Annotated in this window: 16 protein-coding genes, 2 tRNA genes and 1 pseudogene; 12 read left to right on the top strand and 7 right to left on the bottom strand. The window is 63.8% G+C overall.

What is annotated here, in order from left to right; all coding sequences use genetic code 11:
- Positions 1-234 precede the first annotated feature (234 nt).
- From ACIPK7_RS01645 to ACIPK7_RS01630, 4 genes and pseudogenes are all read left to right on the top strand, one after another.
- Positions 235-821 (top strand): annotated as a pseudogene (locus ACIPK7_RS01645) (GNAT family N-acetyltransferase).
- Between the two features lie 67 nt (positions 822-888).
- Complete coding sequence (locus tag ACIPK7_RS01640) at positions 889-1,740, top strand: AraC family transcriptional regulator (protein ID WP_401084725.1); 852 nt, start codon at positions 889-891, stop codon at positions 1,738-1,740.
- Between the two features lie 205 nt (positions 1,741-1,945).
- Complete coding sequence (locus ACIPK7_RS01635) at positions 1,946-4,117, top strand: TonB-dependent receptor family protein (protein ID WP_401084722.1); 2,172 nt, start codon at positions 1,946-1,948, stop codon at positions 4,115-4,117.
- 167 nt (positions 4,118-4,284) lie between these two features.
- A complete protein-coding gene (locus ACIPK7_RS01630) occupies positions 4,285-6,159 on the top strand; it encodes an MFS transporter (RefSeq protein ID WP_401084719.1) in 1,875 nt (624 codons plus the stop codon).
- 63 nt (positions 6,160-6,222) lie between these two features.
- Here ACIPK7_RS01630 and ACIPK7_RS01625 read toward each other — a convergent pair whose 3' ends face one another.
- The 4 genes from ACIPK7_RS01625 to rdgC form a co-directional block, all read right to left on the bottom strand.
- Positions 6,223-6,432 (bottom strand): cold-shock protein, encoded by a 210-nt coding sequence (locus ACIPK7_RS01625; RefSeq protein WP_138215253.1) that lies wholly within the window; start codon positions 6,430-6,432, stop codon positions 6,223-6,225.
- A gap of 205 nt (positions 6,433-6,637) precedes the next feature.
- Positions 6,638-6,952, bottom strand: a complete 315-nt coding sequence (sugE, locus tag ACIPK7_RS01620; protein ID WP_017522056.1) for a quaternary ammonium compound efflux SMR transporter SugE — start codon at positions 6,950-6,952, stop codon at positions 6,638-6,640.
- A gap of 133 nt (positions 6,953-7,085) precedes the next feature.
- A complete protein-coding gene (locus ACIPK7_RS01615) occupies positions 7,086-8,042 on the bottom strand; it encodes a bile acid:sodium symporter family protein (RefSeq protein ID WP_401084714.1) in 957 nt (318 codons plus the stop codon).
- Between the two features lie 71 nt (positions 8,043-8,113).
- On the bottom strand, positions 8,114-9,034 hold the full coding sequence (rdgC, locus tag ACIPK7_RS01610) for a recombination-associated protein RdgC (protein WP_138215251.1): 921 nt from the start codon (positions 9,032-9,034) through the stop codon (positions 8,114-8,116).
- A gap of 177 nt (positions 9,035-9,211) precedes the next feature.
- Here rdgC and ACIPK7_RS01605 point away from each other — a divergent pair.
- From ACIPK7_RS01605 to ACIPK7_RS01590, 4 genes are all read left to right on the top strand, one after another.
- A tRNA-Val gene (locus ACIPK7_RS01605) sits at positions 9,212-9,287 on the top strand.
- Positions 9,288-9,300: 13 nt separating this feature from the next.
- Positions 9,301-9,377, top strand: a tRNA-Asp gene (locus ACIPK7_RS01600).
- A 285-nt stretch (positions 9,378-9,662) separates the two neighbouring features.
- A complete protein-coding gene (locus tag ACIPK7_RS01595; protein ID WP_192430455.1) occupies positions 9,663-10,403 on the top strand; it encodes an FKBP-type peptidyl-prolyl cis-trans isomerase in 741 nt (246 codons plus the stop codon).
- Between the two features lie 374 nt (positions 10,404-10,777).
- Positions 10,778-11,203, top strand: coding sequence for a YkvA family protein (locus ACIPK7_RS01590; protein WP_045210318.1), 426 nt, complete (start codon positions 10,778-10,780; stop codon positions 11,201-11,203).
- Here ACIPK7_RS01590 and ACIPK7_RS01585 read toward each other — a convergent pair.
- Entirely contained in the window at positions 11,191-11,949 is a 759-nt protein-coding gene (locus ACIPK7_RS01585) for a transporter substrate-binding domain-containing protein (protein WP_192430903.1), read from the bottom strand. The two genes, ACIPK7_RS01590 and ACIPK7_RS01585, sit on opposite strands and share 13 nt — an antisense overlap.
- An 85-nt stretch (positions 11,950-12,034) precedes the next feature.
- On the opposite strand from ACIPK7_RS01585, the gene ACIPK7_RS01580 reads away from it, so the two are divergent.
- From ACIPK7_RS01580 to ACIPK7_RS01570, 3 genes are all read left to right on the top strand, one after another.
- A complete protein-coding gene (locus tag ACIPK7_RS01580; RefSeq protein ID WP_401084710.1) occupies positions 12,035-12,352 on the top strand; it encodes a helix-turn-helix domain-containing protein in 318 nt (105 codons plus the stop codon).
- Positions 12,349-12,714, top strand: coding sequence for a hypothetical protein (locus ACIPK7_RS01575; protein WP_081520209.1), 366 nt, complete (start codon positions 12,349-12,351; stop codon positions 12,712-12,714). The genes ACIPK7_RS01580 and ACIPK7_RS01575 overlap by 4 nt, the downstream gene beginning before the upstream one ends.
- A 70-nt stretch (positions 12,715-12,784) precedes the next feature.
- Positions 12,785-13,201, top strand: a complete 417-nt coding sequence (locus ACIPK7_RS01570) for a sel1 repeat family protein (RefSeq protein WP_225614658.1) — start codon at positions 12,785-12,787, stop codon at positions 13,199-13,201.
- A gap of 1 nt (position 13,202) precedes the next feature.
- Here the strand turns inward: ACIPK7_RS01570 and ACIPK7_RS01565 are convergent, their stop codons facing one another.
- Together ACIPK7_RS01565 and ACIPK7_RS01560 are read right to left on the bottom strand one after the other, a co-directional pair.
- Complete coding sequence (locus ACIPK7_RS01565; RefSeq protein ID WP_401084706.1) at positions 13,203-14,951, bottom strand: bifunctional diguanylate cyclase/phosphodiesterase; 1,749 nt, start codon at positions 14,949-14,951, stop codon at positions 13,203-13,205.
- 89 nt (positions 14,952-15,040) lie between these two features.
- A complete protein-coding gene (locus ACIPK7_RS01560; protein WP_192430452.1) occupies positions 15,041-17,119 on the bottom strand; it encodes a carboxy terminal-processing peptidase in 2,079 nt (692 codons plus the stop codon).
- A 138-nt stretch (positions 17,120-17,257) separates the two neighbouring features.
- Between ACIPK7_RS01560 and ACIPK7_RS01555 the strand changes: the two genes are divergently transcribed.
- A complete protein-coding gene (locus tag ACIPK7_RS01555; protein ID WP_192430451.1) occupies positions 17,258-18,220 on the top strand; it encodes an NAD(P)H-quinone oxidoreductase in 963 nt (320 codons plus the stop codon).
- Positions 18,221-18,284: the final 64 nt, after the last annotated feature.

The raw sequence follows: 18,284 nt of genomic DNA, 5'->3' as shown, positions 1-18,284 counted from the left end.
GAAGTGAACTGGCTCCCCCGCAGGAGCGCTCGCAGCAGTTTCGCACCAAAGTCCGGAACTGTCAGACGCCTGCTACCAATGTCTCAGTGGCGCTGTGCCGCGCTTCACACTTGAGGACGGAGCGCCGGGCTGGTAGCTTGCCGGCCTTTTCGCGGTCCGTCTGTCATGCGCCTGCCGGCGCGCGGCACTTCAGAGGGCCGCTACGCTCTGATGTGAGCGATGATTTCGCGTCGTGTGTCGAGGAGGGCGCCATGTTCAGACCGTTACCCATCACCTTGCAGCGCGGGGCCCTGCGCCTGGAGCCGATGGTGGAGGCCGACGTGCCGGACCTGGTGACGCTGGCGGAGCAGAACCGCGATGTCCTGCAGTTCATGAGTGCGCCGGGGCGTCCGGACTGGTACCGCCAGGGGCTGGCGGACCAGCGCGAGGGTCGCGCCCTGCCGCTGGTGGTGCGTTTGGGCAACCAGATCGTCGGCACCACGCGCTTCATGGACTTCCTCCCGGCGCTGCCGGCCTGCGAGATCGGCGCCACCTGGCTGGATCAGGCCCAGCACGGCAGCGGCCTCAACGCCACGATGAAGTACTTGATGCTGCGCCACGCCTTCGACAGCTGGAAGATGGTCCGCGTGCAGTTCAAGACTGCCGCCAGCAACGAGCGCTCCCAGCGCGCCATCGAGAAGCTCGGCGCGGTGCGTGAGGGCGTGCTGCGCAACCACCGGCGCCTGGCCGGCGGGCGGCTGGACGACACCATCCTCTACAGCATCACCGACCAGGAATGGCCGCAGGTGAAGGCTGCGCTGGAAGCCGGTTTCAACGGCTGAAGGGGCGGTGTAAGGTGATCGACCCCGCGCAGTCTGCAGAGCAGCGGTGCGGCATCGAGGCAGGACCATGGCAGAACACCACGCGAGCGGCGAACGCACCCGTTTCTGGCGCGCCCAGGAGCTGGGCGGCGTCGAGCTACTGCACGCGCGTTACATCGAGCAGGTGTTCTCGCCCCACGTCCATGAAGGCTTCGCCTTCGTGATGATCGAGCAGGGCGCCCAGCGCTTCCACCATCGCGGCGCCGAGCATTTCGCGCCGGCGGGCAGCGTGGTGCTGATCAACCCCGACGAGGTGCATACCGGCTCCAAGGCCGACGACGCCGGCTGGCGCTATCGCGGGTTCTACCCGGAGCTGGCGCAGGTTTCCGGCGTGCTGGAAGAGCTGGAGCTGGGGGGACGTGGCACGCCGTCGTTCGACGCTAGCGTGGTGTTCGACCCCGAGCTGGTGCAGGCGCTGTTCGCCGCCCACAGTCTGGTGGATTCCGATGCCACTGTGCTGCAACGCCAGACCTGCTGGCGCGAGGCGCTGCTGTTGCTGTTCCAGCGCCACGCGCGGATTCCCGAGGCACCGGCTGCCGGCAACGAGCCCGTCGCCGTGGCCCGCGCCCGCGAACTGCTCGGTTCGCGGTTGATGGAGCCGCCATCGCTGGAAGAACTGGCCGCCGCCGTCGGGCTGTCCCCCTTCCACTTCGCTCGCGTGTTCCGCAAGGCCACCGGCCTGCCGCCCCACGCCTGGCTCAAGCAGCGCCGGCTGGAACAGGCGCGGGCGCTGCTCAAGCAGGGTTGCATGCCGGTTAACGTGGCGATGCAGTTGGGCTTCGCCGACCAGAGCCACCTCAGTCGGCAGTTCAAGCAGGCCTATGGGGTCGGTCCCGGCGAGTACCGTCAGGCTTGTGCGCGGTCTTTCAGTCCCGCCTGATTCTTCCTGCACCGTTATCAGCCATACCCCGCCACCGAAAGGCTGCTGGCCGATTGCCGAGGCTGATGAACAGTCGTTCGAGATGCCGAAAAGAGAATTTGAGTCAACCGGAATATTTTTTCATTTGCGATATATTTGCATTTACAAAATTTACAATCAGTTCTAATTTCCCGCCCCTTAACGAAGTACCCGGGGAGGGGGAAGTATGTCGCACGTTCGTTCGTGGTCGCGCCTGGCTATCGCCGTGGCCCTGGCCACGCCTCTGGTGCCTGCGCAGGCTGAGGAAGAGACCAAGGAGTTGGAGACCGTTACCGTGGTCGGTGACTGGCTTGGCGAGGCCGATCAGCAAGTGGTGCAGAACCACCCCGGCGCGCGCACCGTAGTGCGTCGCGAGCAGATGATCGAAGAAGGCGCGCAGAACGTGCGCGACGTACTGCGCGGCATCCCCGGCGTGCAGGTGCAGGACAACAACGGCACCGGCGGCAGCGATGTGTCACTCAACGTTGGCGTGCGCGGCCTGACTTCGCGCCTGTCGCCGCGCTCCACCGTGCTCATCGATGGCGTCCCGGCCGCCGTGGCGCCCTACGGCCAGCCGCAACTGTCGATGTTCCCGCTGTCGGTGGGTAACCTGGACAGCGTCGACGTCGTGCGTGGCGCCGGTTCCGTGCGCTACGGACCGCAGAACGTCGGCGGGGTGATCAACTTCGTCACCCGCGCGATTCCCAAGGAATTCTCCGGTGACGTCGGCAGCACCGTGGAAACCGCTTCCCACGGCGGCTGGAAGAAGCTCTACAACGTCTTCCTCGGCGGCACCGCCGACAACGGCATGGGCGCTGCACTGCTGTACTCGGGCGTGAAAGGCGCGGGCTACCGCGACAGCAACGACGCCACCGACATCGACGACGTGATGTTCAAGACCCACTGGGCACCCACCGACGCCGACGAGTTCTCCGCCAACTTCCACTACTACGATGGCAGCGCTGACATGCCCGGCGGCCTGACCCAGGCGCAGTTCGACAAGGACCCCTACCAGTCGGTGCGCGACTACGACAACTTCACCGGCCGCCGCAAGGACGTCTCGCTCAAGTACAAGCGGCAGATCGACGACCTCACCCAGGTCGAAGTGCTGACCTACTACAGCGACAGCTTCCGCGGCAGCACCATCGCCAACCGCGACCTCAAGACCCTGGCGTCGTACCCGCGCGACTATCACACCTTCGGTATCGAACCGCGCGTGTCGAAGATATTCATGGTCGGCCCGACCACTCAGGAAGCGAGCATTGGCTACCGCTACCTGAAGGAAGCGATGCACGAGCGCGCCAGCCAGGTCGCGCTGATCAACAATATCCCGACCACGCTGCCGACTCCCGGCGGCGACGGCCACACCTACCAGGACCGCACCGGTGGCACCGAGGCGAACGCCATCTACCTCGACGACAAGATCGACGTGGGCAACTGGACCGTCACCCCGGGCATCCGCTTCGAGCGCATCTCCACCGACTGGCACGAGCGCCCGGTCATCGACAACAAGGGCAAGCCGGTCCAGGAGAAGAACCGCAGCAAGGACTACAACGAGCCGCTGCCGGCGCTGGCAGTGATGTATCACCTGTCCAACGAGTGGAAGCTGTTCGCCAACTACGAGACGTCCTTCGGCAGCCTGCAGTACTTCCAGCTCGGCCAGGGCGGCAGCGGCAACGACACTGCCAGCGGCCTGCAGCCGGAGAAGGCGAAGACCTACGAAGTGGGCACCCGCTACGACAACGGCACCTGGGGGGGCGAAGTCACGCTGTTCTACATCGACTTCGACGACGAGCTGCAGTACATCAGCAACGACGTGGGCTGGACCAACCTGGGCGCCACCAAGCACCAGGGTATCGAGACCTCGGCGCACTACGACATGGCAGCGCTCGACCCGGTCCTCGCCGGCCTGACCGCCTACGGCACCCTGACCTACACCCGCGCGACCTACGAAGGCGAGATCCCCGGCTTCAAGGGCCGCGACCTGCCGCTCTACTCGCGCCAGGTGGCGACCATCGGCCTGCGCTACGAGCATGACCGCTGGACCTACAACTTCGACGGCTTCGCTCAGTCGAAGCAGCGCGCGCCCGGCCCGACCACCAACTCCAACGGCAGCTTCACCGACAACTACATCACCGAGCCGACCGCAGACGGCCAGTACGGCGACATTCCCGGCTACGTGCTGTGGAATGCCCGCGTCGGTTACGACTTCGGCCCGCAGGCCTCGAACCTGAAGGTCGCCGCCGGGGTGAAGAACATTTTCGACCAGATGAACTACACCCGCTCCAGCGACAACAACGCCGGTATCTACCTTGGCGAGCCGCGCACCTTCTACGTGCAGGGCAGCGTCGGTTTCTGACGTCGCCTGGCTCAGTGAAAAGCCCGTCCTTCGCGACGGGCTTTTTCTTGCACGGATTGCATTGTTCGAATGGATTTGTGCGGGAAATGTGGCTTTTCTTCACGCTGTTGCCGTCATATCCGTGCTGTCATTCCGGCTCAAGGCCGCTACGCAGGTATACAAGGACGATGTCTCAACACTCGCAATTCGCCCTGCTGGGCACCAAGCGATTCCTGCCCTTCTTCATCACCCAGTTGCTGGGTGCGTTCAACGACAACATCTTCAAGCAGTCGCTGATCCTGGCGATCCTCTACCACCTCACCGTCAGCGGCGACCGCAACCTGCTGGTCAACCTCTGCGCGTTGTTGTTCATCCTGCCGTTCTTCCTGTTCTCCGCCCTGGGCGGACAGTTCGGCGAGAAGTTCAACAAGGACGCGCTGATGCGCGCGCTGAAGCTGGCTGAGATCGTGATCATGGCGGTGGGCGCCGCCGGCTTCGTGTTCGGCAGCCTGCCGCTGCTGTTCCTCGCGCTGTTCGCCATGGGCACCCACTCGGCGCTGTTCGGCCCGGTGAAGTACTCGATCCTGCCGCAGCACCTGCGCGAGGACGAACTGGTCGGCGGCAACGCCCTGGTGGAAATGGGCACCTTCCTCGCCATCCTCTGCGGCACCATCGGTGCGGGCGTGCTGATGTCGCGGCAGGACTACGCCGCCGGCGTCGGCGTTGCGGTGGTGCTGGTGGCGGTCTGTGGTTTCCTTGCCAGCCGCAACATCCCCCGCGCCGCCGCCGCGCTGCCCGACCTGAAGGTCGACTGGAACATCTTCCGCCAGTCCTGGAGCATCCTCCTGCTCGGCCTGCGCCAGCGTCCGGCGGTGTCGCGCTCGCTGGTGGGCAACTCCTGGTTCTGGTTCCTCGGCGCGGTCTACCTGACGCAGATCCCGACCTACGCCAAGGACTTGCTGCACGGCGATGAGAGCGTGGTGACGCTGATCCTCACCGTGTTCTCAGTCGGTATCGCGCTGGGCTCGATGCTTTGCGAAAAACTTTCCGGCAAGAAGGTGGAGATCGGCCTGGTGCCCTTCGGCTCCATCGGCCTGAGCCTGTTCGGCATCCTCCTGTGGTGGCATTCGGGCGGCTTCCCGCAAGGCGAGCAGCCCTACAATTGGCTGGCAGTGCTGGAGCACTCGCAGTCCTGGGCGGTGCTGGCGGACATCCTCGGCATCGGCACCTTCGGCGGCTTCTACATTGTGCCGCTGTATGCGCTGATCCAGGCGCGCACGGAGGAGGACAAGCGTGCGCGGGTGATCGCCGCCAACAACATTCTCAACGCGCTGTTCATGGTGGTCGCGGCGATCGTCTCGATCCTGCTGCTGTCGGTAGCGAAGCTGTCGATCCCCGAGCTGTTCCTCGTGCTCTCGCTGATGAACGTCGCGGTGAACGTGTACATCTTCAAGATCGTGCCCGAGTTCACCATGCGCTTCCTGGTCTGGCTGCTGACCCACTCGATGTACCGGGTCGACCATCGCAACCTCGAAGCCATCCCCGACGAAGGTCCGGCCGTGCTGGTATGCAACCACGTGTCCTTCGTCGATGCGCTGCTGATCGCCGGCTCCGTGCGTCGCCCGGTACGCTTCGTCATGTATTACAAGATCTTCCGCATCCCGGTGCTTAACTTCATCTTCCGCACCGCGGGCGCCGTACCCATCGCCGGGCGCAACGAAGATGCGCAGACCTACGAGAGGGCTTTCGCCAAGGTCGCCGAGTATCTGCGGGAAGGGGAGCTGGTATGCATCTTCCCCGAGGGTATGTTGACCCTGGATGGCGAGATGAACGAGTTCCGCGGCGGCGTGGAGCGCATCATCGAGGAGACCCCGGTGCCGGTGATCCCGATGGCGCTGCAGGGACTGTGGGGCAGTTTCTTCAGCCGCGACCCGCAGAAGGGCTTCTTCCGGCGCCTGTGGTCGCGGGTCTGCCTGGTGGCCGGCCAGCCAATGGCGCCGGAGGAGGCCAAGCGCCTGGTGCTGCAGGAACAGGTCGCTGCGCTGCGTGGTGCGGCGCGCTGACTTTTCTCGCGGCAAAGAAAAAGCCCCGGCATTGCCGGGGCTTTTTCATGGGCGTGTCGCGGTTCAGATCACCTGAACTTCGTCAGCCTGCAGGCCCTTCTGGCCTTCAACCACAACGAAGGAGACCTTCTGGCCTTCCTGCAGCGATTTGAAGCCGTTGCCCTGGATCGAGCGGAAGTGAACGAAGACATCGTTGCCGCTTTCCGGAGTGATGAAGCCGAAGCCCTTGGCGTCATTGAACCACTTGACGGTGCCGGTCTGACGATTCGACATGGAGATACACCTTGAACTATTGAATATTGTTTTGCGGAACAGTCCGCGCTCTTCCTGAGTTGCAAGGTGCAGTCGAAGCCGGGTGATGGGGAATGGCCCCACCAGGTCACGAGCCACAGTGACCCAAGCAAACACAGTGGTCCGGAGCATACCGACAAATTTTCGGGAAAGCGACAGCCCGCCGGTATCGAGAACCGATACAGCGTCAGTGGCTCAATTTCAGGCCGACCAGTCCGCACAGGATCAGCGCAACGCTGAGCAGGCGCACCGGCGCCATGGACTCGCCGAACAGCACGATGCCGACGATGACGGTGCCCACCGCGCCGACGCCGGTCCAGATGGCGTAGGCGGTGCCCAGCGGCAGGTTTCTCATCGCCAGGCCAAGCAGGCCCATGCTGGTGATGATCGCCAGCACGGTCAGAGCGGTCGGTATCGGACGGGTGAAACCTTCGGTGTATTTCAATCCGACGGCCCAGGCGACTTCGAACAGGCCGGCGACGAACAGAATGATCCAGGACATGGAGCTCTCCAGACGGTGGATGGTATGAGGGCCGTCCCCGCTGGAGCACCGGAAGGTGGTGAGGTCGTCCTCACAATGTGCAGTATTTTGCACAAAATCGGTGCGCCGGGCAAGCCGGCGCTCGTTTTCTGCCCTATTGTGGGGGCTTTTCCTGGGTGGCTGGCGCCTCGGTCATCCGGCGGAACCAGGTGGAAAGCGTCGCGCCGGAGATGTTGTGCCAGACGCTGAACAGTGCGCTGGGAACTGCCGCCAGCGGCGAGAAGTGCGCGCTGGCCAGCGCCGCGCCAAGGCCGGAGTTCTGCATGCCAACTTCCAGGGCCAGTGACTTGCGCTGCGCCAGCGGCAGGCCGAAGACCTTGGCGGTGAAATAACCGAGCAGGAACCCGAAGCCGTTGTGCAGGATTACCACGGCCATGATCAGCAGGCCGGACTCGGCGATCTTCCCCTGGCTGGCGGCGACCACGGCGGCGACGATGATGACGATGGATATCACCGAGATCAGCGGCAGCACGTCTACCACATGGCGCACCCGCGCGCCGAGCAGTCGCTGGGCTGCGAGGCCGAGAACGATAGGCACCACGACGACCTGGAGGATCGACCAGAACAGCGCGCCGAAGGATACCGGCAGCCAGGCCGAGGCCAGCAGCCAGATCAGCGCCGGGGTCAGCAGCGGGGCGAGGAGGGTGGTCACGCCGGCGATGGCTACCGATAGCGCCAGATCGCCGCGCGAGAGCCAGGTCATCACATTGGAGGCGGTGCCACTGGGGCAGCAGCCGACCAGGATGACGCCCACAGCGATTTCCGACGGCAGGTGCATCAGCTGGCAGAGCAGCCAGGCCATGCCTGGCATGATGACGAAATGGGCGATCACGCCGAGGGTGACGCGCCAGGGATGCCGGGCGACTTCGGCGAAGTCCTCGACCTTGAGCGTCAGGCCCATGCCGAACATCACGACGCCGAGCATGGGCACGATGGCGGCGGTGAGCGGAGTGAACAGGGAGGGGACGAAGAGCGCCAGGATGGCGAAGAGCAGCACCCAGAGGGCGAAGGTGTTGCCCATGAAGCGGCTGAGCAGGATGAGAGCACGCATGGGCCGTCCTTCTTTTTATGTGGGCCTTTTATGGTGTCAGGCGCCGCGCGGAGGCGGCGCCTGCCGGGGCATCAGATGCCTTCGGGCATCGCTTCGCCGCCGAGTGCTTCGATCAGCGCCGGGATGAACTCGGCGAAGGTCAGCATCATCAGGGTGAAGCTGGCGTCGAGCTGGCCGAGGGCGTCTTCTCCACCGTCCTGCTCCGCTTTCTCCTGCAGCATGTCTTCGAAGCGCAGGCGCTTGATCGCGACCTTGTCGTCGAGGACGAAGGACAGCTTGTCCGACCAGGCCAGGGACAGCTGGGTGACCAGCTTGCCGGAGGTCAGGTGCAGCTGGATTTCCTCGCTGGTCAGGTCCTGGCGCTTGCAACGCACCACGCCGCCGTCTTCATGAGTATCACGCAGCTCGCACTCGTCGAGGACGAAGAAGTCGCCGGCGGCTTCCTGGGTCTTCACCCAGTCGGTCAGGGTGGCGGTCGGCGCGGTCTTCACGGTCAGCGGGCGAACTGGCAGCGAGCCCAGGGCTTCGCGCAGGGTCGACAGCAGGTCTTCGGCCTTCTTCGCGCTGGAGGTATCGACCAGGATCAGGCCGAGGCTCGGGGCGATGGCGGCGAAAGTCACCGAACGACGGATGAAGGCGCGCGGCAGCAGGGTCTGGACGATCTCGTCCTTGATCTGGTCGCGTTCCTTCTTGTAGACCTTGCGCATCTGCGTGGCTTCGATTTCGTCGACCTTCTCCTTGAGCGCGTCACGCACGACGCTGCCGGGGAGGATGCGCTCTTCCTTGCGCGCGCTGACCAGGAAGAAGCCTTCGCTGGCGTGCACCAGCGGGGCGTCCGGGCCCTTGCCGAAAGGCGCAGAGAAACCGTAGGTAGTCAGTTCCTGGCTGGCGCAGGAACGCGCCGGCTTGCTGGCCAGGGCTTTCTCCAGGGCATCGGCGTCGATCTGCAGATCCTGGGTGAGTCGGTACACGAGCAGATTGCGGAACCACATGAGGGGCTAACTCCTGGACACAAAGGATGCATTATTCCGTTCGGCGCGGTTCAGGCCAACCCCGTTTCGTCATTCGCTCTCTTCATCTAAGCCTTTGGAACATCTGAAAATTTTTTTCATCCGGGGGCTTGCCAGGTGTAAATGTCCTCCGTAGAATGCGCCCCACTTCGAGACGAAGGGTGATTAGCTCAGCCGGGAGAGCATCTGCCTTACAAGCAGAGGGTCGGCGGTTCGATCCCGTCATCACCCACCACTCGAGGTCCGACGCAGCGGTAGTTCAGTCGGTTAGAATACCGGCCTGTCACGCCGGGGGTCGCGGGTTCGAGTCCCGTCCGCTGCGCCACAATTCGAAAAGCCCTCAGGTAGCAATGCCTGAGGGCTTTTTCTTTGCCTGCCTTTTTATCGGCAACGGGCTTTCCTGCGAAGCTTCCCGTCGAAAGTTGCTCGTTTTGATCACAGCGATTCCGTGCTGGCCGTCTGACTTATCCTGTTAATTTTCTTATAAGTTTGCTGTGGGAACTTCTCCCCCGGTAGTGGTTCCTATTGCCCATAGCCACTGGCCACGAGCGCCTGATAAGCTCGCGGCTTCATTACTTCAGCCATGACGGCGCAAAGACAAGGATTCAGCATGAAACAACATCGGTTGGCGGCAGCGATCGCGCTGGTCGGCCTGGTTCTCGCGGGCTGCGACAAACAGGCCGCCGAAGTGGAACTCAAGACTCCTGCGCAGAAAGCCTCCTACGGCATCGGCCTGAACATGGGCAAGAGCCTCGCCCAGGAAGGCATGAATGACCTGGATTCGAAAGCCGTCGCCCTGGGTATCGAAGACGCCGTCGGCAAGCAGAAGCAGAAGCTGACCGACGAAGAGCTGACCGAAGCCTTTACCGCCCTGCAGAAGCGCGCTGAAGAGCAAGTCGCTAAAAAGAATTCCGAGGCCCTGGAAGCCGGCAAGAAATTCCTTGAGGAAAACGGCAAGCGTGAGGGCGTGGTTACCACCAAGTCCGGCCTGCAGTACGAAGTCGTGAAGAAAGCCGACGGCGCGCAGCCCAAGGCCACCGACGTCGTCACCGTTCACTACGAAGGCAAGCTGGTCGATGGTACGGTCTTCGACAGCTCTATCCAGCGTGGCAGCCCGATCGACCTGCCGGTGGGCGGCGTGATTCCGGGTTGGGTCGAGGCGCTGCAACTGATGCACGTCGGTGAGAAGATCAAGCTCTTCATCCCCAGCGAGCTGGCCTACGGCGCCCAGAGTCCGAGCCCGACCATCCCGGCCAACTCGGTCCTGGTATTCGACCTGGAACTGCTGGCCATCAAGGATCCGAACCAGCCTGACGCTGCAGAAGCTCCGGCGGAAGAACCGAAGAAGTAACTGAGTACCTTCGTACCAGAGAAAACGCCCCGTTACCCACGGGGCGTTTTCATTTGTGCGGGAAGCGCTCTGGAACGCTGCGCTGACCGCCGGGTCTGAATGGGAGTAACCTTCGCGCCGGTGTTACCCTTATGCACATATTTGACGCAGATGAAACAATGTCCTCCCCTTGACATTGATGAGCCCATCGCTTAGCCGCAACTGCATGATTTTTAACGCATTTAAAGGGCTGAACAAAAAATCGCCGATCTGTCTGCAGCCCTCATGGCTCGGGCCTTTTGGGGGCATCGAGGGTGGCTTTCAACAGAGTTATCCACAGGAAAGGTGGATAACCTGAACCTATCTTGTACGAACTTTCCTATCGAGGTGAATCGATGAAAAAGCCTCCGGGATTTGACCGTTTCCTGAAGCTCGCCAGCCGTTTTATCGCTGGCGGGAGATTGCCGGCGCTGCTGTTCGCGGTGTCGCGCAAGAGTGGTCGGGTGAAGCTGGCCAAGACCGACCTGAAGCTGCTGCAGGAGTTGCTGGTGGCCTGGGTGCGTGGTGATTACCGCGGCATCAGTTCCCAGGCACTAGTCTCGGTGGTGGCGGCGCTGTTGTACTTCCTCTCGCCAGTGGATCTGGTGCCTGACTGGCTGTTGGGCGTCGGTTTCCTCGACGACCTGGCGGTTTTGGCCTGGGTGATCCGCCGCTGGCAGTCGGAGATCGATGCCTTCAAGGTCTGGCGCGATGCGCAAGGCGTGGAAACCCGCGAAGCCCTGAAGCAACTCCCGCCGCCCGAAGCGATTCAGCGCCTCTGACGCATCCGTGCCGTCTGTTGGCCAAGCAGCCGCTGGATCGAGCCGTCGCTGACCATCGCCTCCAGCACCGCATCCAGTCGCTCGGCGGGGATCGGCAGCGCTGGGCCATACGAGCAGAAGATCGAGTAGCGCTGCACATTGCTGCTGTTGATCGCCACGGGCAGTTCGCGATGCTGCGCGAGGAGGAATTCCAGGGGGCGGCGCATCTCGATCAATGCGTCCAGGCGACGGGCTTCGAGCATGTGCAGGCGGGTATCCAGATCGCGCACGTCGGCGCGCTTAACCCGACCTTCAGCGAAGGCCTGCATCAGTGGGGCGGGATAGACATAGCCCAGATTGGTGCCGATGCGGATATCGTGCAACTGCGCCAGGTTTTCCACCGGCGGCGTGTCTGCGCGCTGGGCCAGCGCATCCTCTTCTTCGAACAGGCTCGGCGACCAGTGCAGCTTCTCCGGCGCCTTCATCCACTGCGGATTGTTGATGCATAGCAGATGGATCGCACCCTGGGCGAGCGCCGGTTCTGCGCGCTTGTCCGGCGTTTCCACGAAGCGAACCTCGAGCCCCAGGCGCTGTCCGACGCTTTCGCCCAGATCGCGGATGAAGCCAGGTGCCAATTCATGGTCGATACTTTCCGCGTAGGGCATGCCGTTGCTTGGCGAATAGCCCCAGCGCAGCTCCTCGGCGCCACACAGGGCGCTGGCCAGGCATAGGCAGAACGGAAGGAATCGCGGCAAATCGGTCCCCATGTCTGGTGGCGAGAGGCGGTCCGCAGTATAGCCGGCACAGGCGCGCATCAGGCTGTTAAGATGGCCGCCTGCAAGGAGTGTTGTCATGAACGTTCAAGTCATCATGCGTGACGGCGAAGCGGAGTACGCCGTGGTTCCCTGGGCCGAATACCAGGCCCTGCTGGCTGCCGCCGGCCGTGGTGTCGCCCAGGTTGTCAAACCCGTTGCCGCCCCGGCACTCGACGAGAAGCCGGACTGGAAAGCACTGCGTGAAGCCCGTGGCCTGTCCATTGAAGCGCTGGCGCGTTCGGTGGGCATCAGCCCGTCCTACCTCGGACAGATCGAGAACGGCGAACGCGAAGCCAGCGACGCCATCCAGCATGGCCTGCGTCGTGCCCTGGGCACTGGGGAGTCCGCTTCTTGAGCGTGCAGATCAGTCGCAAGCATTGGGAAGGCCTGCTCGGCGAGCTGGAAGATGCCCGCCGCCAACGCCATCTGCTCACCTACCGCGCGCTGATCGAGCGCCTGCAACTGCCGACCCCGGCGATGACCGTGCTGACCGCCGCGCTGGAGCATCTGGCTGCGCTGGATGCCCGCGGTGGTCGTCCGCTGCGCAGCTCGCTGGTGATCAGCCAGGGCGCCAGCCGCCTGCCGCGAACCGGCTTCTTCGAATACGTCGAGCGCCTGGGCCGCTTCTCCGGCGCGCCGGATGGGCCCGCTGCCGCCGGTTGGCATGCGGCGGAAGTGGCGCGCGTCTTCGAGTTCGAGTACCCCGAGGAGCTCTGACGTGGCGACACCCCGCGAGCTGTTCTGGCGCCTGCGTGCGCGGTTGAGTTACGCCGTGGCGCGACGCCTGATGGGCTGGCCTTGGATGGTTCGCCAGCCGCGTTCCTGGGCCTGGATGCAGGGCCAGTTTTCGCGCATGGCAGCGCTGGGGGATGTGGGCGCGCAGAGTTTCTACGGGCACCTGCTGCTGTTCCGCGGACAGGGTTTCGGCGCTCGCGAAGAGGGCTTGCGTCTGCTGCGTCTGGCTGCTGCAGCGGGAGACCACAAGGCGGCCTACCAAGTGGGTGTGCAAGCGCTCAAGGGTGATACCCGCCATGCCGCTGATGCGCGGGAAGCCGCGCGTTACTGGGGCCAGGCAGCCGAAGCGGGCCACCCGTTGGCGGCACGCAAACTCGGCGAGTTGTATCGCAGCGGCGGCCCGGGGCTGGAACCCGACGATGCCCAGGCCGAGCGCTACGAAACGCGTGCCCGACAGTTGGGCCTCTGACTCACTCCGCAGTGAGGATGTGCAGGCTGTAACCCGGCATGTTCTTCGCGTGGCGCTTTGCCTCCGAGGCCAGCCCGGCCAACTGGCTGGCGTCCAGGCGCTGCCCGGCGCCGCTCTTCACGTGCACCACGCCAATCGACAGTGACAGCAGTGGATATTCCTCGCGCCGCCCCTGACGGTTGTGCGCGACGAAGCAGCCCGCGTCCAGGTGCTCGCGGCTGTAGAAGCGTCGGCACTGCCCCTGGAAATCCTCCAGCAGGTGATTGAGGCGTTCGCGCCAGTCCTGCGTCCCCAGCACCAGCATGAAGTCGTCGCCGCCGATGTGGCCGACGAAGTCCCGCGTCGGGTCCACGCGTTCGCCCAGGCACTGCGCCAGGCAGAGCAGCACTTCGTCGCCGCGCGCATAGCCATAGAGATCGTTGAAGGGCTTGAAACTGTCGATGTCGACGTAGCAGACCACGGCTTCGCGGCCTTGTTGCAGCAGGCGCGCCAGGCACTGCTGGATGGGCACGTTGCCCGGCAGCAGGGTCAGCGGGTTGGCGTGCCGGGCCTGGCGGATCTTCTGCTCGGTTATCAGCTTGAGCACGTCGATCACCCGGCCCAGGCCGAGGTAGCGGCCGTTCAAAGTGATGATGAAATCTTCCTCGATGCGCTGCCGCGCGCGGCTGGTGAGCAGGCGGCTGACCTGCTGCAGCGACTGGCTGCGTTCTACCGCGAGGAAGTCGTCGCTCATCAGCCGGCTGATCGGCTTGCGCGCGTAAAGCTCCGGCGCAAAGGGCTTGAGCAGGGCATCGGACAGCGCGTGCCGGTGGACGATGCCCACTGGCTGGTCGTCGCGGTCCAGCACGGCCAGGGAGTTGAGGTTGGCCTGCGCGCGGAAGGCTTCCAGCACGTCGCCAATGGGCGTGCTGTCGCGCACAGCCTGTTGTTCCAGCAGCAGCGGTTCGAGATCGGATTGATCCTCGGCGAGCAGAGCGCCGGCGTTGTCGACTTCCGGCAGCAGGGCACGGGCATCGCGCGGCGGCGTTTCGTTGGGGCGGCCGAGCAGGTAGCCCTGCACGAGGTCCACGCCCATCTCCGAGAGCACGGCCAGCTCTTCGGGAATCTCGATGCCTTCGGCGATCACCTGGGCGCGGGAGGCATGCGCCATCTTCAGGATCGAGCCGACGAACTCGCGCTTCACCGCATCGAGGTGTATGCCTTCGATGAAGTGGCGGTCAATCTTCACGTAGTCGGGGCGCAGCTCGGACCATAGGCGCAAGCTGGAGTAGCCGGCGCCCAGGTCGTCCAGCGCGATGGAGAAGCCCATGGCGCGATAGTGGTGCAGCGCGGTGTCGAGGAGGGTGAAGTCCTCAATGGGCGTTTGCTCGGTCAGCTCGATCACCACGTCGCTGGGTGAGATGCCGAAGGTCTGCAGCAGTTGCAACGTGCGGCCGGGCTGGTGGGTCGGTTCCAGCAGGGATTCCGGGGACACGTTGAGGAATAGCTTGCCCTCGAGTTTCAGGTCGCGGAAGCGCGCGCAGGCTGTGCGCCGACAGAGCAGCTCCAACTGGCTGAGGCGGCCGCTGCTGCGGGCGATGCTGAACAGCGGCAGGGGCGAGTGCAGTGGGCCGTTGGACGGGCCACGGGTAAGGGCTTCGTAGCCCACCAGCCGTCGTTCCGATAGCGACAGGATGGGCTGGAACAGGCAGTGCAGGTCGCCGTGAGCGAGGATCTGGTCCAGGGCGCTCAACTGCTCGGTGACGGTCATGACGGTTCTCGGTGGCTGGAAAAGCAAAGGGCCGGTTTCCCGGCCCTGTGCATTTCACGACAGCGTCATGACTGTTTGATTACATCCGATCAGTGTTTGGCGACCTGGGAGTCCAGATTCAGGTAGTCGATCAGGATGTGCCCGGATTCAGTGAGGTAGGCGTCGTCCTGCGGCTTGGTCTTGTCCTCTTCCGGCAGGGCGTTCTCGTCTTCCTTCTTCAGCTCCTTGAGCGGCTCCTGGCCTTTGGATTTACGCAGAGCGTTCTCCATGGCCAGTTGGCGGTTCTCGATGCTGGTCTGCTGGGAGCGACGCTTGGCTTCGTTGAGGCTGACGGTCTTTTCCTTCATCAGCTCCTGGGCCAGGGCGAGACGCTCGCGGGCATAGACGAAGTCCGCGTTGTGCTCGGTGCGCACGTCGTGACGGGTGCGCAATTGGTCGAGGAACGGCTTGAACGGATCGGCCTGGGCCTTCAGTGCGGGTTTGATGGTGTCCCACGGCATGGAGTCGGGCAGGGCGCTCTCGCCGATTTCCTTGTCGTCGACGATGGACGGGTAGCTGATGTCCGGGATCACACCCTGATGCTGGGTACTCTGGCCGGAGACGCGGTAGAACTTGGCCAGGGTCAGCTTCAGCTCGCCGTGGTTGAGCGGCTGGATGGTCTGCACTGTGCCCTTGCCGAAGGTCTGGCCACCGACGATGAGCGCGCGGTGATAGTCCTGCATGGCGCCGGCGAAAATTTCCGAAGCCGAGGCGGACAGGCGGTTGACCAGCACGGTCATCGGCCCGGTGTAGAAAGCCTTGCCCTCGTCATCGTTGAGCACGTCGACACGGCCGTCGCTGTTGCGAACCAGCACGGTCGGACCCTGGTCGATGAACAGACCGGTCAGCTCGGTGGCTTCCTGCAGGGAGCCGCCGCCGTTGTTGCGCAGGTCGATGACGATGCCGTCGACCTTGTCCTTCTGCAGCTCGGCGATGAGCTTCTTCACGTCGCGGGTGGTGGACTTGTAGTCCGGGTCGCCAGCGCGGTAGGCCTTGAAGTCGAGGTAGAACGCGGGCACGTCGATGATGCCCAGCTTGTAGTTCTTGCCTTCGTGGTCGATGGTGATCACCGACTTCTTCGCCGCCTGGTCTTCCAGCTTCACAGCCTCGCGGGTGATGGTGACGATCTTGCTGGTCTGGTCGTTCGGCGCGTTGGTCGACGGGATCACTTCCAGGCGGACCTGCGAGCCCTTCGGACCGCGGATCAGCTTGACCACTTCATCCAGACGCCAGCCGACTACGTCGACCATCTCGCCTTTGCCCTGGGCGACGCCGATGATCTTGTCGGAGGTGGCGATCTGCTTGCTCTTCTCGGCGGGGCCGGCCGGTACCAGGCGCACGACTTTCACGTAGTCGTTGTCGCTCTGCAGTACGGCGCCGATACCTTCCAGCGAGAGGCTCATGTTGATGTCGAAGTTTTCCGCGCTATCCGGCGACAGGTACTGGGTGTGCGGATCGTAGGTCTGGGCAAAGGCGTTGATGTAGGCCTGGAAGATGTCTTCGCTGCGGGTCTGCTCCAGGCGCATCAGCTGGTTCTTGTAGCGCTTGGTCAGCTGTTCCTGGATGGCCTTGTTGTCCTTGCCGGCGATTTTCAGGCGCAGGACTTCGTCCTTCACCTTCTTGCGCCACAGGTCGTCCAGCGCGGCGCTGTCTTTCGCCCAGGGCGATTTCTCGCGGTCGATTTCCAGTGATTCGTCGGTGTTGAAGTCCATCTTGTCGACGCCCTTGTTCAGGGTGGCCAGGGCGAAGTCCAGGCGCTCCTTCAGGCGGTCGAGGTGACGCTTGTAGATGGTGAAGCCGGGCTCCAGTTCGCCGCTTTTCAGGAAGTCGTCGAACTGAGTGCGCCAGGGCGCGAACTGGTCGATGTCGGCGGCGGTGAAGTACATGCGCGCCGGATCGAGAGTCTTCAGGTAGCTGTCGTAGATTTTCGCCGAGCGCTCGTCGTTCAGCGGCGGCTTGTTGTAGTGATGGCGCTTGAGCAACTCAACGATGTTGAGGCTGGCGATCACTTGATCCCGGTCGGGCTGCAGGCCGTCCCAGACGTTCGGGCTGGTGGTCGCCGCGAACGAGGAAAAGGCAGTTGCGCCGAGGATGAACAACAGGGCGGTACGGGGCAAAAATCGCTTCATGCTGATTCGACTGATCGCGGAGTTATGACGCATATTAGGCCTTAATTGGCGGCGCCGGGTTCAATCGCAGGTGAATTCGGCGCGAAGAAAGGGCCCGACCTTACGGATCGGGCCCTGCGAAGTCACTATGGAGGCAGCGTGAACGCATTGCAAGGCATCGAAGGGCGAGTGGAGTGGGCCGAGCGCCCGAACCCGACTTGCGCACAGGGACAGATCCGCATCCAGGTCGCCGCCGCGGGACTCAACCGCGCTGACCTGTTGCAGGTGGCCGGTCTCTACCCGCCGCCGCCGGGGGCGAGCGACATCATCGGTCTGGAATGTTCCGGCGTAGTGACCGAGGTCGGGGCCGGCAGCACCTGGCAGGTGGGTGACCGCGTCTGCGCCCTGCTGGCCGGTGGCGGCATGGCCGAGGAAGTGGTGGTGGACGAGCGCCATGCACTGCCGGTGCCCGCCGGCCTGAGCCTGGCCGAAGCCGCTGCGCTGCCCGAAGTTTACGCCACGGCTTGGCTGAACCTGTTCATGCTCGGCGCGCTGCAGCCCGGTGAGAAAGTCCTCCTGCACGCGGGCGCCAGCGGCGTCGGCTCGGCCGGCATCCAGTTGTGCAAGGCTTTCAACAGCCCGTGCTGGGTCAGCGTCGGTTCGGCCGATCGCCTGGCCTATTGCGAAGCGCTGGGCGCCGAGGGCGGCGCGCTTCGAGGGGAGAGCCTCGAATCGCTTCGGGATTTCGCGCCCTTCGATGTGATCCTCGACCCCGTAGGCGCGAACTACGCCAAGCTGGACCTGGAAATCCTCGGCCGCGACGGTCGATGGGTGGTCATTGGCCTGATGGGCGGTCGCAAGGCCGAGCTGGACCTGGCCCTGCTGCTGGGCAAGCGCATCCAGCTGATCGGCTCGACTCTGCGTTCGCGCGACGCCGACTATAAGGCGCAGCTGATCGCCGAGCTGGGGCAGAAGGTCTGGCCGCTGTTCGAGACAGGCAAGCTCAGCCCGCAACTGGAGCGCACCTTCCCGGTCCGCGACGCGCAGAGCGCGTTCGATGCCCTGGCGAGCAACCAGGTGCAGGGCAAGGTGGTGGTGCTGATCGACGAGAGCCTGAACTGAGGGGGCGGGCAAGCTCGCTCCTCCAGGAAAAGCAAAAGAAAAGGGCCGCTGATGCGGCCCTTTT

The organism is Pseudomonas sp. NPDC086581, assembly GCF_044746165.1.
Classification (GTDB): Bacteria; Pseudomonadota; Gammaproteobacteria; order Pseudomonadales; family Pseudomonadaceae; genus Pseudomonas.
The sequence above is the reverse complement of the archived record's forward strand: the minus strand, read 5'-3'. Positions and strand labels throughout refer to the sequence as shown.